This window comes from Citricoccus sp., assembly GCF_032154715.1.
Classification (GTDB): domain Bacteria; phylum Actinomycetota; class Actinomycetes; order Actinomycetales; family Micrococcaceae; genus Citricoccus.
Window position 1 is genome coordinate 47,248 of sequence record NZ_JALDXU010000006.1, and the last position, 24,452, is coordinate 71,699.

Genomic DNA, 24,452 nt, shown 5'->3' on the forward strand with positions numbered 1-24,452 from the left:
CGTGCCATCACGCTGGTCTTCCAAACGCTTGCTCCAGGAAGTCGGCCGTGATCGGGTTCACGGTCTCGTTGCGACGGATGTAGTACTCCCTCATGATCGAGGGGTAACTGTGTCCGAGCAGCTCGAAGGCAAGCTTCAGTCCCCCGATCTCCTTGATCGCGGTAGCCGCGGTGCGGCGGAACCGCTGCGGGGCGACGTCAAAAGTCTCCGGCTATCTCCATCACATCCCGGAGCTGCCTCCGGATGTTGTTCGTCGTGTGAGGTGTCCCAACGCGGGTGGAGAACAGCAACGCCTCCGGGTGTGTGAATTGGATTTTCCCGAGCCGCATCTGGATCGCTCAAAGCGCGAAGCTGGGCAAAGCGGCGCGACTCGACGGACCAAACCACCTTGGGATGGTCCTGACGGTCGGCAGGTTCTCCCTTCCGGTTTACGATCGTTCCGGAGATCCGACGAGATCGGGGCATTCAGGTCGAGGTCACCCCCGAGAATACGTCCGGGGTACGAGGGGGCCAGCGTAGCCGGGAGACGTGATCCATCGGATTACGCGGGATAATATCGTGGCGCACCGCGAGTGTAAGGGCAAGGCGCATGACGACTCGGGCTTGCCGCGCACGGTTGTAGCTCTGCTTCGCGGGATGCTTGAGGAAATAGTCGCAGCGGGCCACGGCGATCTCCCGGAGTGTGACGTCCTCGACAAGGGGTAGAACGAGGGCGCGCATGTTGCGCTGGTACAGCAGCCTCGTCGTAGGCGAGAGGCGATCTTCGAGTTCCATGTCTTCAAGCCAGTAGGGCAGAAGCCCAGGAAATGAGCTGTCTGCGCTCATCCCAGAGATCCTTGAGTGGAAGAGGTCGCGTTCAACGAGTTTCTTCTTCAACGACTGTTCTGCCGCGGTCCGACTCAGGCCTATGACCTGGACGTTTCGATCTTTGCCATCCCAGTCGCGGTACCGGAAAAAGTCCGGGCGACTTAGCGTCCGCCGCCTGTACGGCAAGTGCTGATGATGCCGAAGGGTCCGATCGGGGTGCGAGGTCTAGCCACGGTTGGCCACCTCCATGTTGGAGCTGATGCGGAAGGAGACGGCGTAGTGGACGCTGTGAAGTCGTTAGTGCATCCGTCCAGTCTGGCGGGTGAGAGACGACTCCGCCTTCGCGCAAGAGGAGCCCTGGTTCTGCGGGGTTGTCTTCGAGGCACTCGCTGTAGCGTTGCTTTTATGGATGAGGATCTTGAGGCGATGTACCGGATCCGTCTGCGCTCGCTCATGTGGGCAGCGGGCTTGTTGAAGGAACTGCGCCACTCTCGTGATGTCGAAGCTGTGGCTGTTGCTGCGAATTGGGGTCTCGACGCTGTATACGACCTCTTCGAGGCATTCATCTTTGCCAAGGATGTCCAGAAGCACATGACGCAAGACGATGTCCTGCTGGCGTCAACTGCGGGCCAAGTGGTCGGTGGGCTGATGTTCATGCGCGGAGAGAAGACACATCGTGCGAGGCGTGTTGATGCTCCCAGCCCGTTCAAGGATCTGCCTTACGACTTCGCTGGGCTGACTAACTGGACGTGGTCCAAGCTCACGACCATGCCGAATGACGGTCGTTACACTCGGCGCGCAGAGTGGTATCAGCAGTACGTCCAGGAACGGCCGCTGTGGGTACCACTTGAGTCTGCCGAGTATTGGTTTCTTAAGAATTGGCCAGCCGAAGTCCCTCGCTCCAAGATCATTGAAACCTCCGACTGGGTGGATGGCATGCGCCCGTTCTACGCCTCTGGTTCAGATGCGTAGAACTGCGGCCGGGCCCAAAAAGTGGCGATGAGAATTGCCTCACTTCAAGTGCTTGGTGTGTCCGGCGCTGCTGTGCACTCGCATCTCACGGCCCTGCGCACGAATTAGCAGCACGAAGCTCCACGGTCCGACGAGGATGGACTTGAGCGCGTTCCACAGGGCAAGGAGGAACAAGAGAAATAACCGCCTACTCCACCCATGTCCAATGAGCCCGGTACAGGGCACATCGATCAGCAGGTAGATGACGCCTATGAGCATCGCGGGGACGCCCCATTTGAGGCCTCGCAGGGACCAGAGGGCGTCATGGTCATTTCTGGTAACGAGACGATCGCTCCCGTGGTCATAGCCGCGGAGGCCAGTGCCAACGTCCGGGTGACCAGGGCCGTCGTCGGCAGGCTGGTGATCACCACGTCCGCCGGGGCACCGCCTCTTCCAGGCACTCCGCCCGAGTGGCACCGGCAGCCAAGCACCGATCCATGGGGCCTGCATCCAAGCCGAACACTGTGACCTCGACGCCGTCCTGGGCCAGTCGCCGGGCGACGGCGCCGCCCATGTTTCCCACACCGATACTGGCTAATTTCATGTCAACTCCTTGTGCTGAGAGTGTTCTGTTGACTGATGGGGCGGCCTCGCCGGCGCCGATCCATGCTGGCCAGTGGTGCCCTGACCTGGATGCTGCCGGATTAGACCGAAAGCGTGGTGGCGACGTAGCAAATGGCCCGGAACTCCTCGAGGTCCTCGGGCAATCGAGTCCTGACCCAGACCCAGGGAGTCCTCAATGACAACTTTGTGGAGGGAATGCGATCCACCCGGGACGCGCCAGGGCGTCTCGAACAGTCTCGGGGCTAGCACCAGGCAATTTTCGGCGCCCTGATCGCCGCGGAAGGCCCGCGGCCACCGAAGCGCCGCGTCCACGGGGCAAGCGACACCGCCTAGGCTTTGAAGGTGCACTGACCCCGCTGAGAAACTTGACGTGGCCACGCACCAGAGAGGGCCCGGATGCGCCTCGAACGGCCAGGGTTTCGCTTCGAGACGGAGTATGGCGTGATCACCCCTCCGGTGTCACAGCCGAGACCGCCAACATGGCCCGCCTCATTCGCGACGCCGACTTCCTGGTCCACGTGGTCGTCTCAACATGGGCTACTACCGGGACTAGGACTCCAGGGAGGAGTTCCTGCACTACCTGGAGTCCAGCAACACGACGCCCGAGCGGATCAGGCGGATCGCCTCCGACGCAGGGGTCAAAAAGGTGTTGGTCAGCCACATCGCCGGGGTCTCCACGGACGCCGGCCCGGCCGACATCGCCGAATTCTACGACGGGCCGTACACCCTGGCCGCCGACCGGCAGATCTTCAGCATCTGACACCAGGACTGAAGCCGCGGTTCACTCAGACCCGACCTACTGCGCCACGTAACCGCCATCCACGGACCACACGGCGCCGGTGACGAAGGACGCGGCGTCGGAGGCCAGGAAGCAGATGACCTCGGCGACCTCCTTGGGGGTGCCCAGACGGCCGATCGGTTGACGGTCGGTCATCTGGGCGCGTACCGACTCGTCCAGTCCGGCGGTCAACGGTGTCTCCACGTACCCCGGTGCCACCGCGTTCACCCGGATCCCCGACTGCGCATAGCCCAGCCCGGCCGAGCGGACCAGGTTGGCCACCCCGGCCTTCGCCGCCGAGTACGGCGCCGAGCCGGCCTGGCCGACCAGCCCGAGGATCGAGGAGACCGCGACGACGGCCCCGGAACCCTGAGCATCCATGTGCCGCAGCCCGTGCTTCATGGACAGCGCCACCCCGGTCAAGTCGATGTCCAGCACGGTGCGCCAGTGGTCCAGGTCCAGCTCGTGCAGCGGACCCTTGCGCTCGGCGATGCCGGCGTTGGCCACCAGCACATCCACGCTGCCCGACTCACCAGCCGCGACGCCAACATCAGCCCCGAACTCAGCAGCGACGTCCATCAGTGCCGCCACGGACTCCTCGTCGGTCACGTCGGCGCGCACGGACAAGGCCCGGCCACCGTCAGCCTCGACCTGGGCCACCACGTCGGCAGCTCGCGGGTCGACGTCGCCGATCACCACGGCCGTGCCGCGGGCGGCCAGCATGCGGGCGGTGGCTGCCCCGATGCCCCCGGCCGCACCGGTTACCACGGCGGTGCGCCCCGCGAACGGAGAGGGGTTCACTCCAAGGCTCAAGCCTGGACCTCCATAGCCCGCCTCAGCGCCTCCGGCTGACCGGACTCGGCCGCCAGCTCGGCGATGTCCCGGCCCATGCGGTAGCCGAACACCAGGGCTGGGCCGATGTGCGAGCCGTAGCCCGGGTAGCCGCCCCCGAACACCGACACGGCCGCGGCGCCGACGGAGTACAGCCCCGGGATCCGCGAGCCGTCCTCGCGCACCACGGCATGCCGCGAGTCCACATCGATCCCGGCGAACGTCCCCAGGTCCCCCATGCGCATCTTGGCCGCGTAGAAGGGGCCCTTATCGATGGTCGCCAGGTTCGGATTGGGCTGGTGGTCCATGTCCCCACGGAAGTGGTTGTACGCGGTGGACCCGCGCCCGAACTCGGTGTCCTCCCCCGCCACGGCATCCCGGTTGAACCGCTCCAGCGTCGAGGCCAGCCCGGCCGCATCCACCCCGATCTTCTCCGCCAACTCGGCCACGGTCTCGCCCTTAACCAGGTAATCCGCGGCATAGAACAGCTGGCGCGGAATCGGCGTGGGCTTGGCGAAACCGATGCCGTACTTGCGCATGAGCTTCTCATCGCCCACGATCCACGCGTAGACGGACTCCTCGTCCTTCATGTGGTCCAGCATCTGCCGGCCGAAGTCGTGGTAACTCAGCGCCTCATTGCCGAAGCGCTTGCCGTGCTTGTCCACCGTGATCATGCCGGGCAGGCCGATCTGGCGCAGGTGCGGGAACAGCCGCTGCCTACGCGTGACCAGGTCCTTGAACACCGTCACCGGCGCCCAGGAGGCCACCGAGGACACCGCGGTGCTGATCCGCCCGCCGACGGCCATCGCCATGCGCGCCGAGGAACCGTCATGACCCTGGGTGGGGGTGAAGTGCTCCCGACCGTCGGGGTCGTGGGGGAAGTACTGCCGGCGCAACTCCTCGTCCCCGGTGAACCCGCCGCCGGCCAGCACCACGCCCAGCCTGGCCTTGACCCGGCCCGCGCGTTCCCCGCCGATGATCGCGCCGGTGACCGCGCCGTCGTCGTTCACCACCAGCTCCTGCACCGGAGTATTCGTCCACACCCGCACCCCGACGTCCAACGCGGAGGCGACCATGCGGGTCATCAAGGCCGAACCGTTGGTGCGCTTGAGGGGCTGCTGGAACAGGGCGGTGTCCACCCAGGTGCGAAGCAGCTTGGACGCGGTGTAGGTGAAGGCCTTCACGGACTGGTTGGCCTTCAGGATCGTCGCCATGTCCGGGCCGACCTGAGGCATGTAACCGAACACCGTGTACGAGCTCAGGTAGGGCTGCAGCTCCTTGCGGCGGGACCCCAGCATGCGGATGTCCGCGTCGGACGGCAGGATGGCGCGCCCGCCCAACCGAGCTCCCGGCAGGTCCATCTGGTAGTCGGGAGCCTTCTCCGGGCAGGAAAACACCACGGAGGTGTTGTCCTCGAAGAAGTCGATGGCCTCGGGGACGGTGTCCAGGAACCCGGCCACGCCCTCCTCGTTGTAGTAGTCGCCGGACAGCGCCTTCAGATAGGTCTCCGCTTCCTCGCGGGTGTCACCGGTGGCCGCTGCGCCCTTCGGGTTGCCCGGCACCCAGGACCACCCCGCGGACAGCGCCGTGGTGCCGCCGAAGTGCGGGGACTTCTCCGCCACGATCACGTTCAGCCCGTCATGGGCGGCCCGCAGAGCGGTGGCCATCCCGGCGGCACCGGAGCCGACCACCAGCACGTCGCACTGGTGGATGTGCTGGATGGGGGTGTTCTCAGTCATGTGTTCTCCAGAGGTCGGGGAAGGGTTCGAGGTGTTCGCCATGGTTAGATCCGGCCGGCGCCCTTGAGGTACGGCTCGCCGAGTCCCTGGATCGGGGTGTGGGCGGTCTCCCGGGAGCTGAAGCAGGCCACGGCGGCGATGAGGGCCACCACGCAGCCAAAGATCGCCACCGGGACCCAGCCGAACGCGCCGGCGCCGAGCAGCATGCCGCCGATCATCGGACCGAAGCCGGCCAGGATCAGGCCCAGCTGGTTGCCCATCGCCATGCCGGTGTAGCGGACCGGGGCGGCGAACAGCTCACCGAAGAACGAGGGCCAGATCCCGTTGAAGCCGGAGTACAGCACGGTCATGAAGAGCATCGAGGCGGCGAACACCAACCAGATGTTGCCGGTGCCCAAGGCCAGGAAGTACAGGAAGATGGAGACCGAACAGCCGATCATGGCGGTCAGCATCAGCGGTTTGCGGCCGATCCGGTCCGAGAGCTTGCCGGCGAACGGCATGACCGCCATGGATAGGCCGATGGCCACCGCATTGACGGTGAGGATGTCCGTGCGCTCGAATCCGCCCTGGTCCACGGCGTAGGACAGGCCGAACACGGTGAAGATCGTCTGCATCACGGAGAACGCGGACATCAGCAGAACTCGGAACACGTCCCCGCCCTGGTACTTCAGCACCTCGCCGGCGGGCAGCTTCTTCACCTCGCCGGCCTCGGCCACCTCTTCCTCGAAGACCGGGGTCTCGTCCAGTTTGGTTCGCACCCAGAAGGCGATGGCCAGCACGAAGATGGAGAGCAGGAACGGGATCCGCCAGCCCCAGCTCATCAGGGCCTCCTCCGGCAGGGCCGCGATGGGGATGAACACGATGGTGGAGAGCACCATGCCCGCGGCGTAGCCCATCATCACGAAGGAGGTGAAGAAGCCGCGGCGGCCCTCCGGGGAGTGCTCGATCGTCAGCGAGGACGCCCCCGCGGATTCGGCGCCGGCGGAGAAGCCCTGGGCCAATCGGGCGACCACCAGCAGGACGGTGGCCCAGATGCCGATCGAGTCAAAGGTCGGCAGCAGGCCGATCGCCAACGAGGCCAGGCCCATGATCAGCAGGGTCACCAGCAGCACGTTCTTGCGTCCCAGCCGGTCACCGAAGTGGCCCATCACCAGGCCGCCGAGCGGACGGGCGATGTAAGCCACGCCGAAGGTGGCGAAGGAGGCGATCGCCGCGATGGCCGGGTCGCCGCCCGGGAAGAACAGCTGCGGGAACACCAGGGCGGCGGCGGTGCCGTAGATGAAGAAGTCGTAGTACTCCATGGTGGAGCCCAGGAAGGAGGCCAGGGCCGCCTTCTTGGGCGTCCGCTTGGCGTCGAGCGCGTCCAGCGTGGCCCGCTCCGCCATCGGGTCCTGCGGGTGCAGTGGATCGTTCGCGGGCTGACGATGCTGTCCCGCGGTGCGGGGAGTGGTGGTGCTCATGAGGGGTCCTTGGGGGTGTGGGAGGACGGGGCGTCCTGCTCGGTGCTGATCTCCAGGTCCACGTAGGCCAGGTCCCGCACGTTCGGCAGGGAGAACGGCTTGATGGCCTCATGGAGGGGGTGGGTGTTGTAGACGGCGAGGGCGTCACGGTCCTCGAAGTCGGCGATGATGACGTGGTCCCAGGACTTGTCCGTCTTCAGGACGTCGGGTCCGTGGTCCAGGGCGAGCAGGCCGGGGATGGCGCCCCTCAGGCCCTCCAATCCGTCGATCCACAGCGCGCGGATCGCCTCCGTGAAGCTGTCCTTCCAGCGGAACATCACGATGTGCCGGATCATGCGGACACCTCCTCGAGGTCCCGCGAACCGGGCCGGGCAGCGCCCGGAGCGCGGCCGGCGTCGTGCCCGGTGCTGCCCACATACTCCGCCGGCTGGCCGGCCAGGGTGCGGCCGGCGAGGTAAGCCATCGTCATGAGCGGGCCGAGGGTGGCCCCGGCGCCGGGGTAGCCGGCGGCGTAGGGACTCTCGGTGGTGTTGCCCGCGGCGAACAGGCCGGCGATCGGTGCGCCGTCGACGTCGAGCACCTGGCCGTGGCCGTCCGTGGCCACACCACCGCAGGTGCCGAAGGCGCCGTTGACCACCTCGAGGGCGTAGTAGGGGCCGTACTGCAGCGGGCCGAGGGAGGGGTTGGGCCAGGCGTTGTCCGCGTCCCCCCAGTAGCGGTCGTACTCGGAGGTGCCACGGCCGAAGTCCGGATCCTCGCCTTCAACCGCGTGCGTGTTGAACCGGGCGACAGTGGCCTCGAGGGCCTCCACGGGGACGCCGATCTTCACGGCGAGCTCGCCCAGGGTGGGTGCCTCGACGAGATAGTCAGGGGTCGGCTGGCCGGCGCGGTGATCCATCAGGCCGTAGCGCTCCAGATACGACTGGTCGAAGACCACGTGCGCCGGCGTGTTCAGCGTCTGGTTCTGCGCGGAGTCCCAGGACTGCAGCACACGCGCCAGGTCGTTGTAATTCTGCGCCTCGTTGGCGAAGCGCTGCCCGTGGCGGTTGACCATGATGGAGCCCGGGCCCTGGCGCTCGAAGCGCAACAGGTTCCCCACCGGCTCGCCGTCCCGCAGGGTGCCGACCACGGACATCGGTGCCCACCAGGCCTCGCGGGTACCGCGGGTCATGGCGCCGATGCGCTGGACCATCTTCAGGGCGTCGCCGGTGTTCGAGGGCGGGGAGCACATCGTGTAGAGGCGGGTGGCGAGCATCGAGTCGGCCAGTGACTTGTCCCATTCGAAGCCGCCGGCCGCCAGCATTACGCCGGCGTTCGCTTGGATCTCGGTGCCGTCCTGAAGCACGACGCCGGCCACGCGCCCCGCGCTGGCCCCTCCCCCTGGCGCTGTGCGGGCAGAAGCCATCGGTTCGTTCTGGCCGGACAGTGAATGGTCGGGGCCGGCGTCCTCGGTGGTGGTGATGAGGCGCTCCACGCGGGCCTCGATGGCGAACTGCACGCCGTGGTCCAGGCAGGCCTTGAGGAGCATGGCGGCGAGGGCATGGCCCTTGGCCGCGAAACCGTTGGCCTGGCGAGCGTTGAGCTCGTCCCACGGAAAGGCGGTGAACGCCCCCCAGTCCTCGTACTCCTGCATGGTGTACGGGTGGCGGCCGTCGGAGCGGACGTGCTCGGCGATCGGGCCGAGGGCCTCGCGGTAGTTGAAGAGTTCGGGTTCCACGGTGCGCCCGCCGGTCACGGCTCCGGGCAGGTCCTGGCGGTAGTCCGGGAAGTTGTCCAGGAAGATGAAGCGCACGCCGAGCTCGTCCTCGGCGAAGCGGAGCATGGTGTCCCCGTGATCCAGGGCGGCGTCCAGCAGTTCGGCCCGGCCCCGGCCGCGGGCCACGGCCTCCACGTACTCGCGGCCGGCCTGCTTGGAATCGGCGATCCCCGCCTCGCGGGCGTAGTGGTTGTCCACCACCCACAGCATGCCGCCGGAGACGGCGGAGGTGCCGCCGAGCAGCGCGGACTTCTCCAGCACGATCACGGACAGTCCGGCGCGGGCGGCCGTGGCTGCGGCGGTCAGCGCGGCGGCGCCGGAGCCGACCACGACGACGTCATAGCGGCCGGCGTTCTCAGTGGAGTCTGCGGTAAGCAGGCGCATGGGTGGTTCCTTCGATCAACGGTGGTTCTGGGGTGTTCTGGAGTAGTTCGGCGCGACCCGAAGCCATGACCCAGAGCGTGACACCGATCACAACTCCGCCGAGAGGGGGTGTCCCATTGATCCGAACACCGGGGTCCGTTCAACGGGACGGCGTGATGCACCCACGGTGGCGGGCGTCGGCGAGGCAGGAATATAGCCGGGCCGCGGAGCAGCCACCGGGTCATACCCAGGTCGATGCCCATGGGCTCGCAGAACGTTCGGCGACACCGAAAATGTGATCCAGCTTCCATTTAAGCCGAAGCAGTACTACCGTAATACCGTATTAGTCCTTGGCTTCACCCGGGCCCTACCCCGCCCGGCTTCATGCCCAGCAACATCACGGAGAGTCAGTCCTATGAGTACCCGATCAGCCGCACAACCGAAGAGCCTCTTCATCGGGCTCGGCAACATGGGCCGGCCCATGGCGGCACAGTATGCCCCCGCCTTTCCATCCTGGGTTTTCGACATCGACGCCAGCGTCGCTGATGACGTTGCAGAAGAGACAGGCACCCTAGCGCTCCCACATCTCAGCGCCTTGCCGGCCGGCATCGAGACCGTCATTCTGATGCTCCCGAACAGCCAGATCGTCGAAAACACCCTGCGGGGCGAGGACGGTCTGTTCAGACAGTTGGGATCCGGTGCACTGGTGATCGACATGAGCTCATCACAGCCGGACAGCACCCGCGCCCTGGCCGCCGAAGCATCCGCATGCGGCATCCACTATGTGGACGCCCCGGTCTCCGGAGGAGTCCTCAAGGCTCGAACTGGCGAGCTGTCCCTCATGGTCGGCGGTTCGGAAGATGCCGTCGAGGCTGCTATGCCGCATCTCGAATCTATGGCTGGCGCCATCGTCAAGGCGGGCCCCTCGGGTGCCGGCCATGCGGCCAAAGCCCTGAACAATCTTCTCTCGGCCACAAACCTGGCCGCTGCTGCTGAGATCCTCTGTGTGGCCCAGGCCAACGGCATCGAGCCGGAAACCATGGTGGACGTCATCAACTCTTCCACGAGCCGCAGCCAGGCTTCCGAAGTCAAGTATCCCCGGCACATCCTGACTGGGACTTTCGACTCGGGCTTCGCGATGGATTTGATGATCAAGGACATGGCGATCGCCATGGATCTCATCAGGGCCAATTCCATCGAGGCGCCCCTGGTCAGCCGGACCAGTGAAATCGCGGCCGAGGCACGCGCCTCGTTGGACAACGAACGTCCTGACCACACCGAGTTGGCGCGCTATGTGGAAAACGTCAACCACACCACCCTGCGTTCCTCCCGCTAACCCACCTCAGGCATCCTGCCGCCCTGCGGGCCGCGAAGACGCCCGTCGAACCCTTGAGACAGGACTTTCTCATGACCAGCACCACTACCACTACGCCGCGGAAGGCCCCGGGGAAACCGCGTGCGGTCAACGCCAAGCTGATCGGCGGCCTGCTCGGTCCCGCCCTCTTCCTGCTGATCGTCTCACTCCCGGAGCTGGGCGGCATGGGGCAGTCGGCTCAGGCTGTCCTTGCCATCACCGCCTGGGTGGCCACCTGGTGGATCGCCGAGACGGTACCGCTGGCGGCCACTGCCCTGATCCCACTGATCCTCTTCCCCATCTTCGGCGTGGCCGAGCGGGATGACGTCATCGCCGCCTACGCCAATGACATCATCTTCCTATTCCTCGGCGGCTTCATCATTGCGGCGGCGCTGGAGAAAGTGAACCTGCATCGGCGCATCGCCCTGAGCATCATCAACGTCATGGGTACCAACCCATCGCGGCTCGTACTCGGATTCATGATCGCCACGATGTTCGTCTCGCTGTGGATCTCCAACACGGCCACCACCATGATGATGATTCCGATTGCCCTCTCGATCCTCAGCCAGTTTCACTTCAAGGACAACGACGAAGAGAACCGCAAAGTACGCCTGCTGGAGAAGGCTCTGATCTTCGGTACCGCCTACGCCGCCACGGCCGGCGGCATGGGAACACTGATCTCCGGCACGCCCAATCCCATCTTCGCCGCACAGGCCCTGGAAGTGGCTGACGTCGAGATCGGCTTCGGACAATTCATGCTGTTCGGCATCCCAGCCGCCATCCTCTCGACCCTGGTCATCTGGCTTTACCTCACTCGGGTGAAGTTCAAAGTGGGCCACCAACCGGTCCCGGGCGCCAAGGAGATCATCCAGGAGGAACTTCAGGCGCTCGGCAAGATGTCGCGGGACGAGGTCCTGGTGCTCGTCACGTCAGCGAGCATCGCCTTCCTGTGGATCACGCGGACCTTCTTGTGGTCCAACCTCATCCCCTCACTCTCCGACGGCATGATCTCCGTCGCAGGAGTCGTCGCCCTGTTCCTGCTCCCGGCCAAGGGCGGTGGGCGGCTTTTGACCTGGAAGGACACTGCCAAGGTTCCGTGGGACGTTCTGCTCCTCTTCGGTGGCGGTCTGGCAATCGCCGTCGGTTTCGAACAGTCCGGCCTCTCTGAGTGGTTCGGCAGCAGCCTCGGCATCCTGCAGGGAGCCCCGCCCGTTCTCGTCGTATTCGTTGGTGCCACGCTGGTGCTGTTCCTGACGGAGATCACCTCCAATACCGCAACCGCGACGTTGTTGATACCCGTCTTCGGCGTGGTGGCCTCGGCCATCGGGATGGACCCGATGCCGCTCATGCTGGCCGCCGCGTTGGGTGCCAACTTCGCCTTTATGCTGCCAGTGGCCACGCCGCCGAACGCCATTGCCTACGGCACCGGCAAGATCTCCATCCGCGAGATGGTAACGACCGGATTCTGGTTGAACATCGTCCACGCCTTCTACATCACCGCCATCGTCATGCTGTGGTTCCCCGTGGTCTTCTAGACCACATCGAGTCCCGGAATCCAGGGACAAGACATGAAGAGGGGCCGGACAGTCACACTGTCCGGCCCCTCTCGAGTTCCGCTGCGCTCAGTCCTTGCCGGTGTGCACCTCCACCTGCGGTTCGAGGGTCTCCACCTGAACGACTTCCTGCCAGGCCTCTACGCCGTACTGGAAAGCGACAATGCCCGCCTCCGGCAGGGCGATCTCGATCGCCTCGAGGATCTCCTGCGGAGACGCACCGTGATCCAGGGCCACCTGGATGTGACTCTTCAATTGCGGCTTGGGAGCGCGCATGACGGTCAGGCTCAGGATGAACAGCAATTCCTTGGTCTTGGCGTCCAGAAGACGGGGCTTCAAGTAGGCGCCCGAGACAACCGTATTGGCAGCTTTGAGCACCTCGAAATCCGCCGTGGCCATGATCTTGTGGTACTCGAGAACGTAACCGCGCTTCTCGGCCATGTCGTTGATGTACTGCTGCGCTTCGCTGGACATGATAGGCCCCTTCAAATGTCGGATGCGGGATCCGTGTGATCCGCAACACTGGGTCGGTCGCTAAAACTATAATACGGTATTATGGGATCAGTTCAACTGGAGTTGTCCACCCGCGCCGCAGACCAGGGACAATACGAACATGACTGAAGCAACCCGCATCAAGCGCGTGGCCGCACCCTTACGTCACCAAGTGGCCGAAGGGTTGCGAGATGACATCCACGAAGGGCATTTCACCCCCGGCCAACGACTCGTCGAGAACCAACTCTGCGAGCGCTACGGGGTGTCGCGGACCGTTGTACGCGAGGCCCTGCGACAGCTGGAATCCGAAGGACTGATCCAGGTCGAGCCGAACCGAGGCCCTGTGGTCGTCGTACTCACGGAGCAGGACGTCGAGGATCTGTATCGTGTCCGGAGTTCGCTGGAGGGACTTGCCGGCGAGCTTTTCGCCGAGGCCGCGACGTCGGGTGAATGCGAAGCGCTGATCAACGCACACCGGCACCTTGAGACGACGCTCAGGACAGGCGCACTCAAAGAGCAGGTCAAGGCCAAGGACGAATTCTATGAATCACTGCTGACCGGCACCCACAATGCCGTCCTGCAGTCCATGGTGGAGAGCATCCACGGCCGGACGCGCCTCTTCCGCAGCCTCTCCCTACAGGCACCCGGACGCCCCCAAGAGTCGATCATCGAACTGCAAGAGGTGACCGACGCTGCCGCCGTGCAGCGGAATCCCGCCGCGGCCCGCGCCGCCTGCCAGGTCCACATCACCCGCGCCGGCGAACTGGCACTGGAGACTCTCCGGCAGAAGGACGCCACGGAAATTGCGGTTCTCTAGATCTCCACGCCAGACCAGTATTACTGTATTACGGTACAGAGGACACTGGCAGGATCTTGAGGAGTACAACGTGGATACGAACACCACCATCGGCACGCCGGTCGATTTCGCGATCAACGCGGTTGACCCAGGGCCGGTTCCCCATTGGATCAACGGCGGACCCGTGCTTTCTTCCGACGGCACTTCCCACGCCGTACTCAATCCTGTTACGGGCGGCCCAGGGGCCACGGTCTCCCTCGGAACAGTCGTCGACGTCGACGTCGCAGTAAGATCAGCCGCTGGCGCCGCGTGGCAGTGGCGCAAGATGGCGTCTGCCGAGCGCGCGTCCCTCATCGGCTCCTTGGCCCGGCTCATTCGGGAGAACCTCGAGCTCCTCGTCACCCTGGAACGGGCCGAGACGGGTAAGCCGCGGGCCGTCGCTGAGGCCGAGGTCCGCGGGGCTGCGGAGTACTTCGAGTTCTATGCAGGCCTGTCCCACCTGCCGCAGGGCGAGGTCATCAATGTCGTGCCAGATCAACACGTCTATACCCTGCGCGAACCCTTCGGCGTCATCGGCGTCATCACCCCGTGGAACATCCCGATCAATCAGGCCGCCCGGGCGGTCGCCCCCGCGATCACCGCCGGCAATGTCGTCGTCGTCAAACCGGCAGAATCCACCTCCCAGACCACTGTCGCACTCGCCAGGCTGGCGACCGAGGCGGGCCTGCCTCGCGGAGTCTTCAATGTCGTTCTCGGGCGGGGCGATGTCGTCGGAGACGCCATCGTCCACCACCCTGACGTGAGGAAGGTCGCCTTCACTGGATCTGTCGCCGTGGGTCAGGAGATCGGCCGCGTTGCCGCCGATCGCATTCTCCCGCTGACCCTGGAGTTGGGGGGCAAATCAGCGAACATCGTCTTCGCCGATGCGGACCGCGAGTTCGCCGCGACGGAGGCCGTGCGGGCTTTCACCACGAATGCCGGCCAAGTGTGCTCCTCCGGCACTCGCCTTCTCGTCGAGCGGTCGATTCACGACGAGTTCGTGGACAGAGTCGTCGATATCGCGAGCGGGATCAGGCCGGGCGTCGATATGGGTCCCATGATCACCAAGGGCCAGTTCGACCAGGTTCAGGACTATTTCGGGGTCGCCCGTCAGGAAGGAGCCACGGTCGCGCTCGGCGGCACCATGGCAAGAGAGCCCCACCTGGAGGGTGGCTTCTACATCAACCCGACCGTCTACACCGGTGTACGAAACTCCATGCGCATCGCCCAGGAAGAGATCTTCGGTCCCGTGTTGGTCGTCATTCCCTTTGACGGGGAACAGGAGGCCGTCGAGATCGCCAACGACTCCGAATTCGGACTCGTCGGTGGTGTATGGACCCAGAACATGGCGCGGGCTATTCGCGTATCGGAAGCCCTGGAAGCCGGGCAGATCTATGTCAACACATGGTCCACCGCTTCAGTCCAGACATCCTTCGGTGGCCAGAAGAGGAGCGGTTACGGGCGCGAGAAGGGCATCGAGGCACTGAACCATTACACCCAGCTCAAGAGCGTGACCATCGCGCTTCGCTGAGCCATGCCCGTCCTTCTCATCCGCAGCAAGGACATCCGATTCTGGCTTCAATTTCCGCATCGATGATCGGCAGCGTCAGTTCGGGCGGGGCGCGCTGCGGCGCTGCATGGCGCGGGCCGCGGGCTCGTGGCCCAGCCGGCGGGTGATAGCGCGGGCCGCGAACTGCAGTTGCGGGATGGTGACGGCCAGGTGCTCCTCGCCCCGGGGGACGATCACGGTGAGCGTACCCACGATGCGATGGTCCTCCACAAAGATCGGCACCGAGATCCCGCTCGACTCCTCCACGATGATCCCCGCCATGGACACGAAGCCGTTGCGGCGGATGTCCGCCAGCACGCCGCGCAGCTGATCCGGATCCGTGACGGTGTCCGGGGTGAGCTTCTCCAGGCGCCGGTGCAGGAAACGGTCCTGCTCCTCCTGCGGCGCATAGGCCATGAACACCAGCCCCGCCGAGCAGCCGTGGACCGGCAGTCGGCCGGCGATCCGGGTGATGTTGATCGTGGCGTCGTCGGCGGCCAGCCGCTCCAGATACAGCACGTCCGTGCCCTCCAGCACACCGAGCGAAACGTGGTTGCCGGTGTGGTTGAGCAGGTCCTCCATGGGCGGCAGTGCCGCCTCACGAAGGGAGGACGCCCGCGAGCCCCGGGAGGCCATCTCCCACATCCGGTGCCCGTGGCGCAGCCGTCCGGAGTCATCTCGCACCAGCAGTCCCTCCACCTCCAGCTCGGCGACGAGGCGGTGGACGGTGGAGACCGGCAGCCCCACGGCCCGGGCCAGTTCACGCAGGTGCAGCGCGGGAGTGTCATCGCTGAAGGCAGCCAGGATCCGCACCACGCGGTGGATGACGGATTCGCCGGAGGGCGAGTTGGCCACGGCATGCCTTTCGTCGACAGAGTGACCCTGATCATACCGATCAATGGAACACCCTCGGGAGTACCCACCGGATCGGCCCTACCGTTGCCGCCATGACCGAGACCACCGCCACCCCCTCCGCAGCTTCCTCCGCGTTCTCCTCTGTAGCCGGACGCGCCGCCGGCAAGGTCGTGCTGATCTCCGGGGCGGCCCAGGGCATGGGCGCCTCGCATGCCCGGGTGCTGGCGGCGGCCGGGGCCAACGTCGTCATCGGCGACCTCCAGGTTGAGGCCGGCACCGCCCTGGCCGAGGAGATCACTGCGATCGCCGGCCGGCGGGCCGCCGCCTTCACCCCGCTGAACGTGACGAGCCTTCAGGACTGGACAGCCGCCGTCGGGCACTGTGTCCGGGAGTTCGGGAAGCTGGACGTGCTGGTCAACAACGCGGGGATCTACACGCCCGGGAATGTGGAGGACGCCTCCGTGGAGGACTGGTCCCGGACCCTCGAGATCGACCTGACCGGGACGTTCCTCGGGATGAAGGCCGCGGTGCCGGAGCTGAAGAAGCAGCGCACCTCCTCGATCATCAACGTGTCCTCGATCGCCGGGCTGGTCGGCTTCAAGAACCGCGCCGCGTACTCCGCCGCGAAATGGGGCGTGCAGGGGCTGACCAAAACCTCGGCGCTGGACTTCGGGGAGGACGGGATCCGGGTGAACTCCATTCACCCCGGCTCCGTGGAGACACCGCTCACCGCCGGCCTGAAGCGGGGACTCGGGCAGGTGCCCGCCGGCCGCGCCGCCCAGGTCGAGGAGATCAGCTCCCTGGTGCTCTACCTGGCCTCGGACGAGTCCCGTTTCATCTCCGGCTCGTCCATCGCCATCGACGGCGGCGAGACAGCGGGCAACCACCTGCGGCAGGATTCCTGACCCGAAGTGCGGTGAGCGCACCGCCGCCCCCTCAGGGGAGGTGCCCGAAGATGAACTCCTCAGCGTGTCGGATGGCCTTGGTGAAGGCCTGGTTGCGCAGCGTCACCCGTTCCCGGTCCACTCCGTCATCCGGTTCGACGTACTGGGTCGGGCCGGGATGCAGGACCCAGATGTCGCCCTGCGGTGGCAGATAGAACACGCCGAACGAGCGGTGCTCGGAGTCATCGGCCCACATCGGCACGACGGCGACGGCCGCACCCGTGTCCACATTGATCCACTGAGCGCGAGGCATCGGCGGCTCGGTCACCTCGGGATCCAGAAACGGGGCTGCGCCTTTGCCCCACCGCTCCTCGAATCGCTCGTAGAAGGTGGGCAACAGCGAGTGGTTATACGGTCGCCACGAACTCATTCCGGTCATTTCCATCACGATTCCTCCGGGCCCGCGCCCGCCCTTCGCCCCACCCTGTATGGGTCCGGAGGGCGGGACGGGGCCCCGGAACGGGATCCGGGGCCCCGCTGTGCCGATTCTCAGGAGTTGGACTCCACGAGCTGCCTCGGCTCGCCTACCGCCTCGACTTGGATGCGCCGTGGCTTGGCGTGCTCGGCCACGGGTATGCGCACGGTGAGAACACCGGCCTCGTAGCCCGCAGTGATCGCTCCGGTATCGAGTTGCTCGCCCAGGATGACCTGGCGGCTGAAGACACCGCGCGGTTGCTCCGAGGCCAGCATCTCGGCCCCTTCGGGTGCCCGCGGTGCCCGCTCGGCCCGGACGGTCAAGGCGTTGCCTTCGATCCCCAGGTCGATGGAATCCGCCTCCACCCCGGGCAAATCGAACGCGATGGCGAACTGGTCGCCCTCCCGCCAGGCCTCCAACGGCATCGCGGCCGGCCTGGATCGGGTGCCCAGCACCTGCTCGGCGAGACGGTCAAGGTCGCGGAACGGATCGGTACGCATCAGCATGATGACTCACTCCCAACAGATGGTCGATGTATTCAGTGGTCCCAGCCTTGAGGATCTCAACTGGCTGGTACATATTTAATAACTCACGGACACAAGGTATGCAAGGGTGGATTCCCGGACGAGTGGAAAGGTTCCCCGGTGTGAGCAAGGACAACCACGGCGTGTACAGCATCTCGGTCACCGCCAGGATGGTGGGGATGGAGCAGCACAACCTGCGCCAGTACGAGAGCCGTGGCCTGCTGGAGCCAGAGCGGACCCCCGGAGGCACCCGCCTCTACAGTGACCGGGATGTGGCTGCGCTTCGGCGCATCGGAGAGCTACTGGCCGATGGCCTCAACCTGGCCGGAGTCCGGCTGGTGCTGCAGCTCGAGGCCCGGAACCGACAGCTGACGCATCAGGTGAGGCGCCTCCAAGACCGGGCCTAGTCACCGCCGCCCGGCCCTGGAGCACACCCTCCGTCCACCCTTAATCCACCCTCACCGTGAACGTGTACTCACTCGACGTCCGGCTGTCCGGTGCCACCACTCCCACGGTGAAGCGCGTCTTGTGCCGGACTGGCACCCTGACCGGCCGGGAGTGCCGCACCTGGGACCCGTTGACCGTCAGGGAGCGGACGTTGCTGGACATCGCGGTCGGCAGCACGGACACCGAGCGGGTGCCGCGGGGCACCACGATCTCGTAGTCGAACACCCAGGGGTTGAACTTGTCCGTCAGCCTGTTCTCCACCCCGTTCGAGGGCGGCGCCCAGTGCACGTCCGTGCCCACCAGCCGGCCGCCGTCGATCTCGAGGTGGCTCAGGACCGAATAGCGCAGATGCCCGCCCTCGGCGTTGTAGTCCACCGTCACCCCGGAGGGGTAGGCGTCCGTCGGCGAGCTCAGGTAGTCCCGCGGCTGGTCCAGGCCGGCGCCGATGGAGTTGCCCACGGCGATCCAGTTCGGGTCCCGCCACATGTCCCCCACCTTGGACATCCGGGAGTTGCGCACCGGCCCCGTGGGGTTGCCGCTGATGCCGCCCCGGATGGAGGGCTCGATGGCGGCGTCGCCGTCGTCGATCATGTTCTGGAAGCACTCGATGAAGTTGTCGATGCACTCCATGCCCACGGCCACGTCCTGATGGGCATTCGTCACCTCGACCACGCGGCCGCTTCGGCTGCGCTTCCGGTAGTCCGCCACCAGCTGGCGCTGCAGGGACAGGAAGAGGTCCGCGCGGATGGAGTTGAACTGCGTGGTGTCCGCCGTGTACGGGCGGTTGCAGCCGTAGTGATCGGAGCAGTACACCCAGCCGGCCTGGTTGATGAGCGCCGTGATCAGCCCGTTGGTGTGGCCGGGCGCATGGAACAGGCTGACCTGGACATTGCCCAGATCGATCTCGAAGCCGTCCTCCACGGCGACGGCGGCCTGGCCGGCCAGGCGGTGGTCCTCACGCCGGGCGGCGCTCAGGGCGGCCTTCTCCCGGTCGGTGCAGTACAGGGTGACCCCGGCGGAGGTGAAGTTGTGGATCTGTTCGGCATGGTCCGGATGGTTGTGGCCGAGGACCAGGTCGTAGGGCCGGGAGGCGATGGTGTCGATGAAGGCCTTGAGGTCGGCCTTCTCCGCGCCGTACTCACCCGCGTCGAAGACGATGCCCCTCCGGGAGCCCTCGATGTAGTAGACGTTGGCCTGGTAGTACTCGGAGGGATTGTTGATCTTCCAGATGGCCGGCTGGGAGCGCCCGGCGCGCTTGACCTGCTGGGCCCGGAACTCCCCCTGCAGCGGGCGGACGATGTTCCAGGAGAACTCCCGGACGGAACTGGCGCTCATCCCGTCCTTCACGGCCACGGCCTTGAGCCGGTACTCCTTGGAGTCCGTGGTGGAGGACAGCGGGTTCACGAACTGCAGCACGCCGTTCTGGCGCAGATCGAACGTCGGGGAATCCGTGCTCGGGTCCGCCGGCTCGCTGCCGTCATCCGTGTAGGTGTAGTGGATGGTGGCACCGTCGGTGGGCGTGGTGATGTCGATGTAGCGCCGCGGGGCGGTCGTCCCCGGCTTGCACATGACCTGCGGCGGAGAGACGAGTTCCCGCGTCAGCCGGTCGAAGATGGTCCGGGCCTCCTTCGCCGAGAGCGGGGACCGCGGGGAGAGCCTCGTGCGGGATTCGCCCGTCATGAAGCCGGCGGCCAGCATCGCGTTGACACTGCCGCGCAGGGGCTGGTCCACCGCGTTGGCGTCGGAGAATCGGCTCAGGGCGTTCTGGTCCGACGCGGGCAGGTGGAAGGCCTTGGCCAGCATGTCCGCGGCATCCTGGCGGGTGATCGGTTTGCGCGGGTTGAAGGTCCGCTTGGCGTTGGACACGACCCCCTCTTCGAGCGCGGTCTCGATCTGATAGGAGTGCTCGGTCTTGCCCAGCTTCACATCGTTGAAGGTCGGCTGGGGCAGCTTGTACGGGTCGATGTACATCGACGAGTGCACCCAGTCGAAGTGGTTGGAGATCAGGGAGATGAACTCCCCGCGCGTGAGGTGCTGGGGGCCGCGGTGGGCCGCGGCCGGGTCGGCCGATGCCGCGGTGACTCCGACCGTGGCCGCCGCGGCCACGGCGAGGACGCCGAACTGCCGGCGGGACACCCGGGACCGCGTGAGCTCGTCCACTGTCGGCAGAGCGGAATCATGTGTGCAGGAGCACATCTGGTCCATGGTTGATCTCTTTCCTCACGGTGCGCATTTCGGGATGGTGGTGATGAATGATTGAACCCTAGGGTGACGCTCCTGGAGTGACGAGAAGTTTCAACGAGTTTCATGAGGAGGCCACGGTGCCCGAGCCGGTCCGGGTGACGATCTACGATGTGGCCCGGGAGAGCGGCGTCTCCCCCGCTACCGTCAGCAGGGCCCTGGGCCAGCCCCAGAAGGTCCACCCGCACACCCTCGCCCTGGTCCTCGCCGTCGTGGACCGCCTCGGCTACCGCCGCAACGCCTTCGCCCGATCGGCCGGCTCCCCGCGCACCGGAACCATCGCCATGGTGGTCCCGGACATCACCAACCCCTACTATTCGGAGGCCATCCACGGGGCCGAACGCAGGGCCCAGACCGCGGACATCGGGCTGGTGCTCGCCAACACCGGCGAGGATCCCGCCCGGGAGCGAGCCGTCCTGGAGCGCCTCATCGGCCGGGTGGACGGATTCATCCTCACCTCGAGCCGCCTGTCCGACGCGGAGGTCACGGCCCTGTCCGACCGGGCCAGCGTCGTGCTGCTGAACCGGCATGTGGAGGGCATCTCGTGCTCCCTCGTGGACCAGGACCAGGGATCTCAGCGCATCATCACCCACCTGGCGGCCCTGGGCCACACCCGGGTGGCCTATGCCGGCGGTCCGTCCAGCAGCTGGGTCCGCCACCAGCGGTGGAACGCCTTGTCCGGCTCCGCACAGTCACACGAGCTGGAGATCCGCCAGCTCGGCCCTTTCCGGCCCTCACTGGAGGATGGGCCCGCGGCGGCCGAAGAGGTCCTGCGCGCCGGGGCCACCGCCGTCGTCGCCCACAACGATCTCCTGGCCATCGGGATCATCCAGCACGTCCAGGGCAACGGCCTCTCCGTCCCCGCGGATCTCAGCGTGGTGGGGTACGACGACATGTTCGTCTCCCGGTTCTGCACACCCCCGCTGACCACCCTCGGAGGACAGTACGAGGCTGCCGCTCACCACGGCGTCGAGATGTTGGTGGAGGGCCGGCGCAATCAACTCGTGGTGCTGCCCTCCAGCCTGGCCATCCGGGAGTCCACCGGTCCGGCCCCCGTCTCCGGGCCTTGCACCTCCGCGCCCCTTCGTCCATAGTGATGGTGGCCGAGTGACCTTCATCACACACTTCACCGTCATGCGGTGCCTCGGCCCCGACCTCCGGAGGAATCATGCCGTCCACCCCTCGCACCTCGAATGTTCCCCGCCGCACCCTCCTGGGCGCCGGCGGCATCGCTGCCCTCAGCGCCCCGATCCTCGGCGCGGGTTCCGCAGGGGCCGCCACTGCGGCCACCGGCCCCGTGCTGGCCGCGGCGGCGAACGTGCCGGACACCGGCATGCACCTGGTCACCCTCGGAACCGCTGCCGGACCGGCGATCCGCGGGCCGCGGCACGGGATCGCGAGCGCCGTCGTCGTTGACGGGCTGCACTATTTGGTGGACTTCGGGCTGGGGATGCCGCGGCAGGCCTCCGAGGCCGGCCTGACCGGCAACAAGCTGCGCCAGGGGTTCGTCACGCACCTGCATTCGGACCACATCTCCGAGCTGAGTGCCTACATGCTCTACAACTGGGACACCCCGGTGCAGGGCGTCACCTCCCGGGTGGGGATCGTGGGCCCCGGCCGGGTCCGCCTGCCCCGGGGGATCCGGCCGGTCGTCTCCCCGCCGCAGACCGGCATGAAGGACGTCATCCGGAATCTGATGCGCGCCAACGCCTATGACATCAACATCCGCACCACGGACGAGGCCCGGATCCCGCTCGATGAGCTCTTCGAGGGCGTGGACATCGAGCTGCCCCGGCGCCCGCGGTCGGATCCGGACCGCAATCCCGTCCCGGACATGGAGCCGTTCACCATCTACGAGGACGACCGCGTGCGCGTGAAGGCCACCCTGGTGGAGCACCTGCCGGTCTTCCCGTCCTTCGGCTTCCGCTTCGAGACCGAGTATGGCGTGATCACCTTCTCCGGTGACACCGCCGAGACCCCCAACATGGTCCGCCTCAGCCAGGACGCCGACCTCCTGGTCCACGAGGTCGTCAACATGGACTACTACCGGGACCAGGATTTCACCGAGGAGTTCCTGCACCACCTGGAGTCCAGCCACACCACGCCCGAGGGCATCGGACGGATTGCCGCCGAGGCCGGGGCCAAGAAGGTCGTGGTCAGCCACATGGCCGGGGTCTTCACCGACGCCGACCTGGCCGGCATCGCCGAGTTCTACGACGGCCCTTACACCCTGGCCGCCGACCGGCAGTTGTTCAGCGTCTGACTCAGTGCCTGACGGGAGGGCCGGCGCGGATAGCGCGGATAGACTGCCGGAATGTCCGCGCCTCCCCCATCCCAGCGCATCCCCGGCCGCACCCTGCTCGTGGGCTGCGGCGCACTCGGCACCCGGCTCGGGGAGCGCCTCGCCGCGGACGGCGGGGAGGTGTTCGCCCTGCGCCGCACCACGGCCGGGCTTCCCGCCGCCTTCACCGCCCTGCCGGTGGACCTGCAGGTGCCCGTGCGCACCGCACTGCCGGCCGTAGACGCCATGGTCATCACCCTGCCTCCCGGCGGCCCGGTGACCGGCCCGGCTTCCGTGGAGAATCCAGGGCACGACGACGGCTACCTCGCCTCGCTGCGGAACCTCGCCGCCGCGTTGCCGCAGGTCCCGGTCCGCGTGGTCCTGGTGTCCTCCACCCGCGTGCTCGGCGGCCACACCCACGGCCGGCCTCTCACCGAACGGGACGCTCCCGCCCCGGTGGGCCCGCGCGCCAGCACCTTGCTCGAGGGTGAGCGGCTGGCGGATGAGCTCTTCAACGCCGTCATCCTCCGCCCAGCCGGGATCTACGGGCCGGGGCGCGAGATGCTGCTGCGTCAGGCCCTCGAGGGCACCCCGGTCCAGTACGCCCGCCGCACGAACCGCATCCACGAGGACGACCTGGTCCGTACCCTGCACGCCCTGCTGACCGCGGAGGAGCCGCCCCGCCTGCTGCACGCGGTGGACCGGTCACCGGCACCCCTGGGCGAGGTCATCACCTACATCGCCCACCGGCTCGGGGTCCCGCCCCCGCCGGCCGTCGAACCGGAGGAGGCGAGCGGCACCGTCCTGGACGGCGCGCGGCTCCTGGAATTCCTGGGCAGCCTGGAGCATCCCACGTTCCAATCCGGCTACGGCCAGCTCATCGATGACCGGAACGGGGCAGGATCCCCGGAGCAGTCCTAGGGCACGTGGTGGCCGGCGGCCTGGAGCAGCCCGTACCACTCGCCCCGGGTGAGCGGGAGGTCGGAGCCGGCCACGGCGTCGGCGATCCGCTGCGGATTGGTGGTGCCGAGGACCACCTGCATGTGGGCGGGGTGGCGGGTGATCCAGGCCGTGGCGATCGCCGCCGGGGTGACGCCGTACTGTCCGGCCAGCCGGTCCAGTTCGGCGTTGAGTTCCAATTGCTCCTCGGAGCCGAAGAACACGCCACCCTGGGCGCCCCGCTGGAAGGGCGACCAGGCCTGGAGCGTGATGCCGTGGAGACGGCAGTAATCCACGATCCCCCCACCATCCCGGGTCAGCGAGTCTTCCTGGCCGGCCATGTTCGAGGCCAGACCCTGGGCCACAATCGTAGAGTGCGTCAGGGAGAACTGGACCTGGTTGACGAGCAGCGGCTGGCGGACGGCGGTCTTGAGCAGGTCGATCTGGCGCGGCGTGTGGTTGGAGACGCCGAAGGACCGCACCTTCCCGGCGGACTCGAGCTCATCGAAGGCGCGGGCCACCTCCTCCGGTTCCACGAGGGCGTCCGGGCGATGCAGCAGCAGCACGTCGAGGTACTCGGTGCGCAGTGCTCGCAACGACTCCTCGACGGAGGCCACGATGTGCTCGTACGAGGAGTCGTAGTGCCACTCCCGGTCCACGATCCCGGTCTTGGTCTGCAGCGTGATCTGTTCCCGCTCGGCGCTGCCGAGGCTC

General features: G+C 66.5%; 23 protein-coding genes. 10 read left to right on the forward strand and 13 right to left on the reverse strand.

Translation table 11 applies throughout. The features are described 5' to 3' along the window. Positions 1–465: 465 nt before the first annotated feature. Entirely contained in the window at positions 466–825 is a 360-nt protein-coding gene (locus RUH65_RS02185; RefSeq protein ID WP_313815557.1) for a hypothetical protein, read from the reverse strand. Positions 826–1,212: 387 nt separating this feature from the next. Between RUH65_RS02185 and RUH65_RS02190 the strand changes: the two genes are divergently transcribed. Further along, entirely contained in the window at positions 1,213–1,779 is a 567-nt protein-coding gene (locus RUH65_RS02190) for a hypothetical protein (RefSeq protein ID WP_313815558.1), read from the forward strand. Positions 1,780–2,182: 403 nt separating this feature from the next. Here the strand turns inward: RUH65_RS02190 and RUH65_RS02195 are convergent, their stop codons facing one another. The 6 genes from RUH65_RS02195 to RUH65_RS02220 form a co-directional block, all read right to left on the reverse strand. Continuing rightward, on the reverse strand, positions 2,183–2,362 hold the full coding sequence (locus RUH65_RS02195; protein ID WP_313815559.1) for an NAD(P)-binding domain-containing protein: 180 nt from the start codon (positions 2,360–2,362) through the stop codon (positions 2,183–2,185). An 816-nt stretch (positions 2,363–3,178) separates the two neighbouring features. Continuing rightward, the gene (locus RUH65_RS02200) at positions 3,179–3,973 is read right to left on the reverse strand and encodes an SDR family NAD(P)-dependent oxidoreductase (RefSeq protein WP_313815560.1); all 795 of its coding nucleotides are present in this window, start codon (positions 3,971–3,973) and stop codon (positions 3,179–3,181) included. Continuing rightward, entirely contained in the window at positions 3,970–5,730 is a 1,761-nt protein-coding gene (locus RUH65_RS02205) for an FAD-dependent oxidoreductase (RefSeq protein ID WP_313815561.1), read from the reverse strand. Before RUH65_RS02205 ends, RUH65_RS02200 begins: the two co-directional genes overlap by 4 nt. A 44-nt stretch (positions 5,731–5,774) precedes the next feature. Continuing rightward, positions 5,775–7,190, reverse strand: a complete 1,416-nt coding sequence (locus RUH65_RS02210) for an MFS transporter (protein WP_313815562.1) — start codon at positions 7,188–7,190, stop codon at positions 5,775–5,777. Further along, complete coding sequence (locus RUH65_RS02215; RefSeq protein WP_313815563.1) at positions 7,187–7,525, reverse strand: Dabb family protein; 339 nt, start codon at positions 7,523–7,525, stop codon at positions 7,187–7,189. The genes RUH65_RS02210 and RUH65_RS02215 overlap by 4 nt, the downstream gene beginning before the upstream one ends. Continuing rightward, a complete protein-coding gene (locus RUH65_RS02220) occupies positions 7,522–9,330 on the reverse strand; it encodes an FAD-dependent oxidoreductase (protein WP_313815564.1) in 1,809 nt (602 codons plus the stop codon). Before RUH65_RS02220 ends, RUH65_RS02215 begins: the two co-directional genes overlap by 4 nt. 394 nt (positions 9,331–9,724) lie before the next feature. Here RUH65_RS02220 and RUH65_RS02225 point away from each other — a divergent pair, with 394 nt between their 5' ends. Next, positions 9,725–10,645, forward strand: a complete 921-nt coding sequence (locus tag RUH65_RS02225; RefSeq protein WP_313815565.1) for an NAD(P)-dependent oxidoreductase — start codon at positions 9,725–9,727, stop codon at positions 10,643–10,645. A gap of 71 nt (positions 10,646–10,716) precedes the next feature. Then, positions 10,717–12,198, forward strand: a complete 1,482-nt coding sequence (locus RUH65_RS02230; RefSeq protein ID WP_313815566.1) for a DASS family sodium-coupled anion symporter — start codon at positions 10,717–10,719, stop codon at positions 12,196–12,198. An 87-nt stretch (positions 12,199–12,285) separates the two neighbouring features. Here the strand turns inward: RUH65_RS02230 and RUH65_RS02235 are convergent, their stop codons facing one another. Then, positions 12,286–12,690 (reverse strand): carboxymuconolactone decarboxylase family protein, encoded by a 405-nt coding sequence (locus RUH65_RS02235; protein WP_313815567.1) that lies wholly within the window; start codon positions 12,688–12,690, stop codon positions 12,286–12,288. 139 nt (positions 12,691–12,829) lie between these two features. Between RUH65_RS02235 and RUH65_RS02240 the strand changes: the two genes are divergently transcribed. Continuing rightward, entirely contained in the window at positions 12,830–13,525 is a 696-nt protein-coding gene (locus RUH65_RS02240) for a GntR family transcriptional regulator (RefSeq protein ID WP_313815568.1), read from the forward strand. A gap of 70 nt (positions 13,526–13,595) precedes the next feature. Continuing rightward, on the forward strand, positions 13,596–15,074 hold the full coding sequence (locus RUH65_RS02245; RefSeq protein ID WP_313815569.1) for an aldehyde dehydrogenase family protein: 1,479 nt from the start codon (positions 13,596–13,598) through the stop codon (positions 15,072–15,074). A 75-nt stretch (positions 15,075–15,149) separates the two neighbouring features. Here the strand turns inward: RUH65_RS02245 and RUH65_RS02250 are convergent, their stop codons facing one another. After that, the gene (locus RUH65_RS02250) at positions 15,150–15,947 is read right to left on the reverse strand and encodes an IclR family transcriptional regulator (RefSeq protein WP_313815570.1); all 798 of its coding nucleotides are present in this window, start codon (positions 15,945–15,947) and stop codon (positions 15,150–15,152) included. Positions 15,948–16,039: 92 nt separating this feature from the next. On the opposite strand from RUH65_RS02250, the gene RUH65_RS02255 reads away from it, so the two are divergent. Continuing rightward, positions 16,040–16,852 (forward strand): SDR family oxidoreductase, encoded by an 813-nt coding sequence (locus RUH65_RS02255; protein ID WP_313815571.1) that lies wholly within the window; start codon positions 16,040–16,042, stop codon positions 16,850–16,852. A gap of 31 nt (positions 16,853–16,883) precedes the next feature. Here RUH65_RS02255 and RUH65_RS02260 read toward each other — a convergent pair whose 3' ends face one another. After that, positions 16,884–17,261, reverse strand: a complete 378-nt coding sequence (locus tag RUH65_RS02260) for a hypothetical protein (RefSeq protein ID WP_313815572.1) — start codon at positions 17,259–17,261, stop codon at positions 16,884–16,886. A 119-nt stretch (positions 17,262–17,380) separates the two neighbouring features. Next, complete coding sequence (locus tag RUH65_RS02265) at positions 17,381–17,812, reverse strand: Hsp20 family protein (protein ID WP_313815573.1); 432 nt, start codon at positions 17,810–17,812, stop codon at positions 17,381–17,383. A 140-nt stretch (positions 17,813–17,952) separates the two neighbouring features. Here RUH65_RS02265 and RUH65_RS02270 point away from each other — a divergent pair, with 140 nt between their 5' ends. Beyond that, positions 17,953–18,237: a MerR family transcriptional regulator gene (locus RUH65_RS02270; RefSeq protein WP_313815574.1), complete on the forward strand. Its 285-nt coding sequence runs from the start codon at positions 17,953–17,955 to the stop codon at positions 18,235–18,237. 40 nt (positions 18,238–18,277) lie between these two features. Here the strand turns inward: RUH65_RS02270 and RUH65_RS02275 are convergent, their stop codons facing one another. Then, a complete protein-coding gene (locus tag RUH65_RS02275) occupies positions 18,278–20,482 on the reverse strand; it encodes a cadherin-like beta sandwich domain-containing protein (RefSeq protein WP_313815575.1) in 2,205 nt (734 codons plus the stop codon). A gap of 116 nt (positions 20,483–20,598) precedes the next feature. On the opposite strand from RUH65_RS02275, the gene RUH65_RS02280 reads away from it, so the two are divergent. From RUH65_RS02280 to RUH65_RS02290, 3 genes are all read left to right on the forward strand, one after another. Further along, positions 20,599–21,612: a LacI family DNA-binding transcriptional regulator gene (locus tag RUH65_RS02280; protein WP_313815576.1), complete on the forward strand. Its 1,014-nt coding sequence runs from the start codon at positions 20,599–20,601 to the stop codon at positions 21,610–21,612. A 74-nt stretch (positions 21,613–21,686) separates the two neighbouring features. Then, positions 21,687–22,781, forward strand: coding sequence for an MBL fold metallo-hydrolase (locus RUH65_RS02285; RefSeq protein ID WP_313815577.1), 1,095 nt, complete (start codon positions 21,687–21,689; stop codon positions 22,779–22,781). 51 nt (positions 22,782–22,832) lie between these two features. Beyond that, on the forward strand, positions 22,833–23,720 hold the full coding sequence (locus RUH65_RS02290) for a sugar nucleotide-binding protein (protein ID WP_313815578.1): 888 nt from the start codon (positions 22,833–22,835) through the stop codon (positions 23,718–23,720). Here the strand turns inward: RUH65_RS02290 and RUH65_RS02295 are convergent. Next, the coding region (locus tag RUH65_RS02295; RefSeq protein WP_313815579.1) for an aldo/keto reductase at positions 23,717–24,452 on the reverse strand (736 nt) is incomplete at its 5' end. The two genes, RUH65_RS02290 and RUH65_RS02295, sit on opposite strands and share 4 nt — an antisense overlap.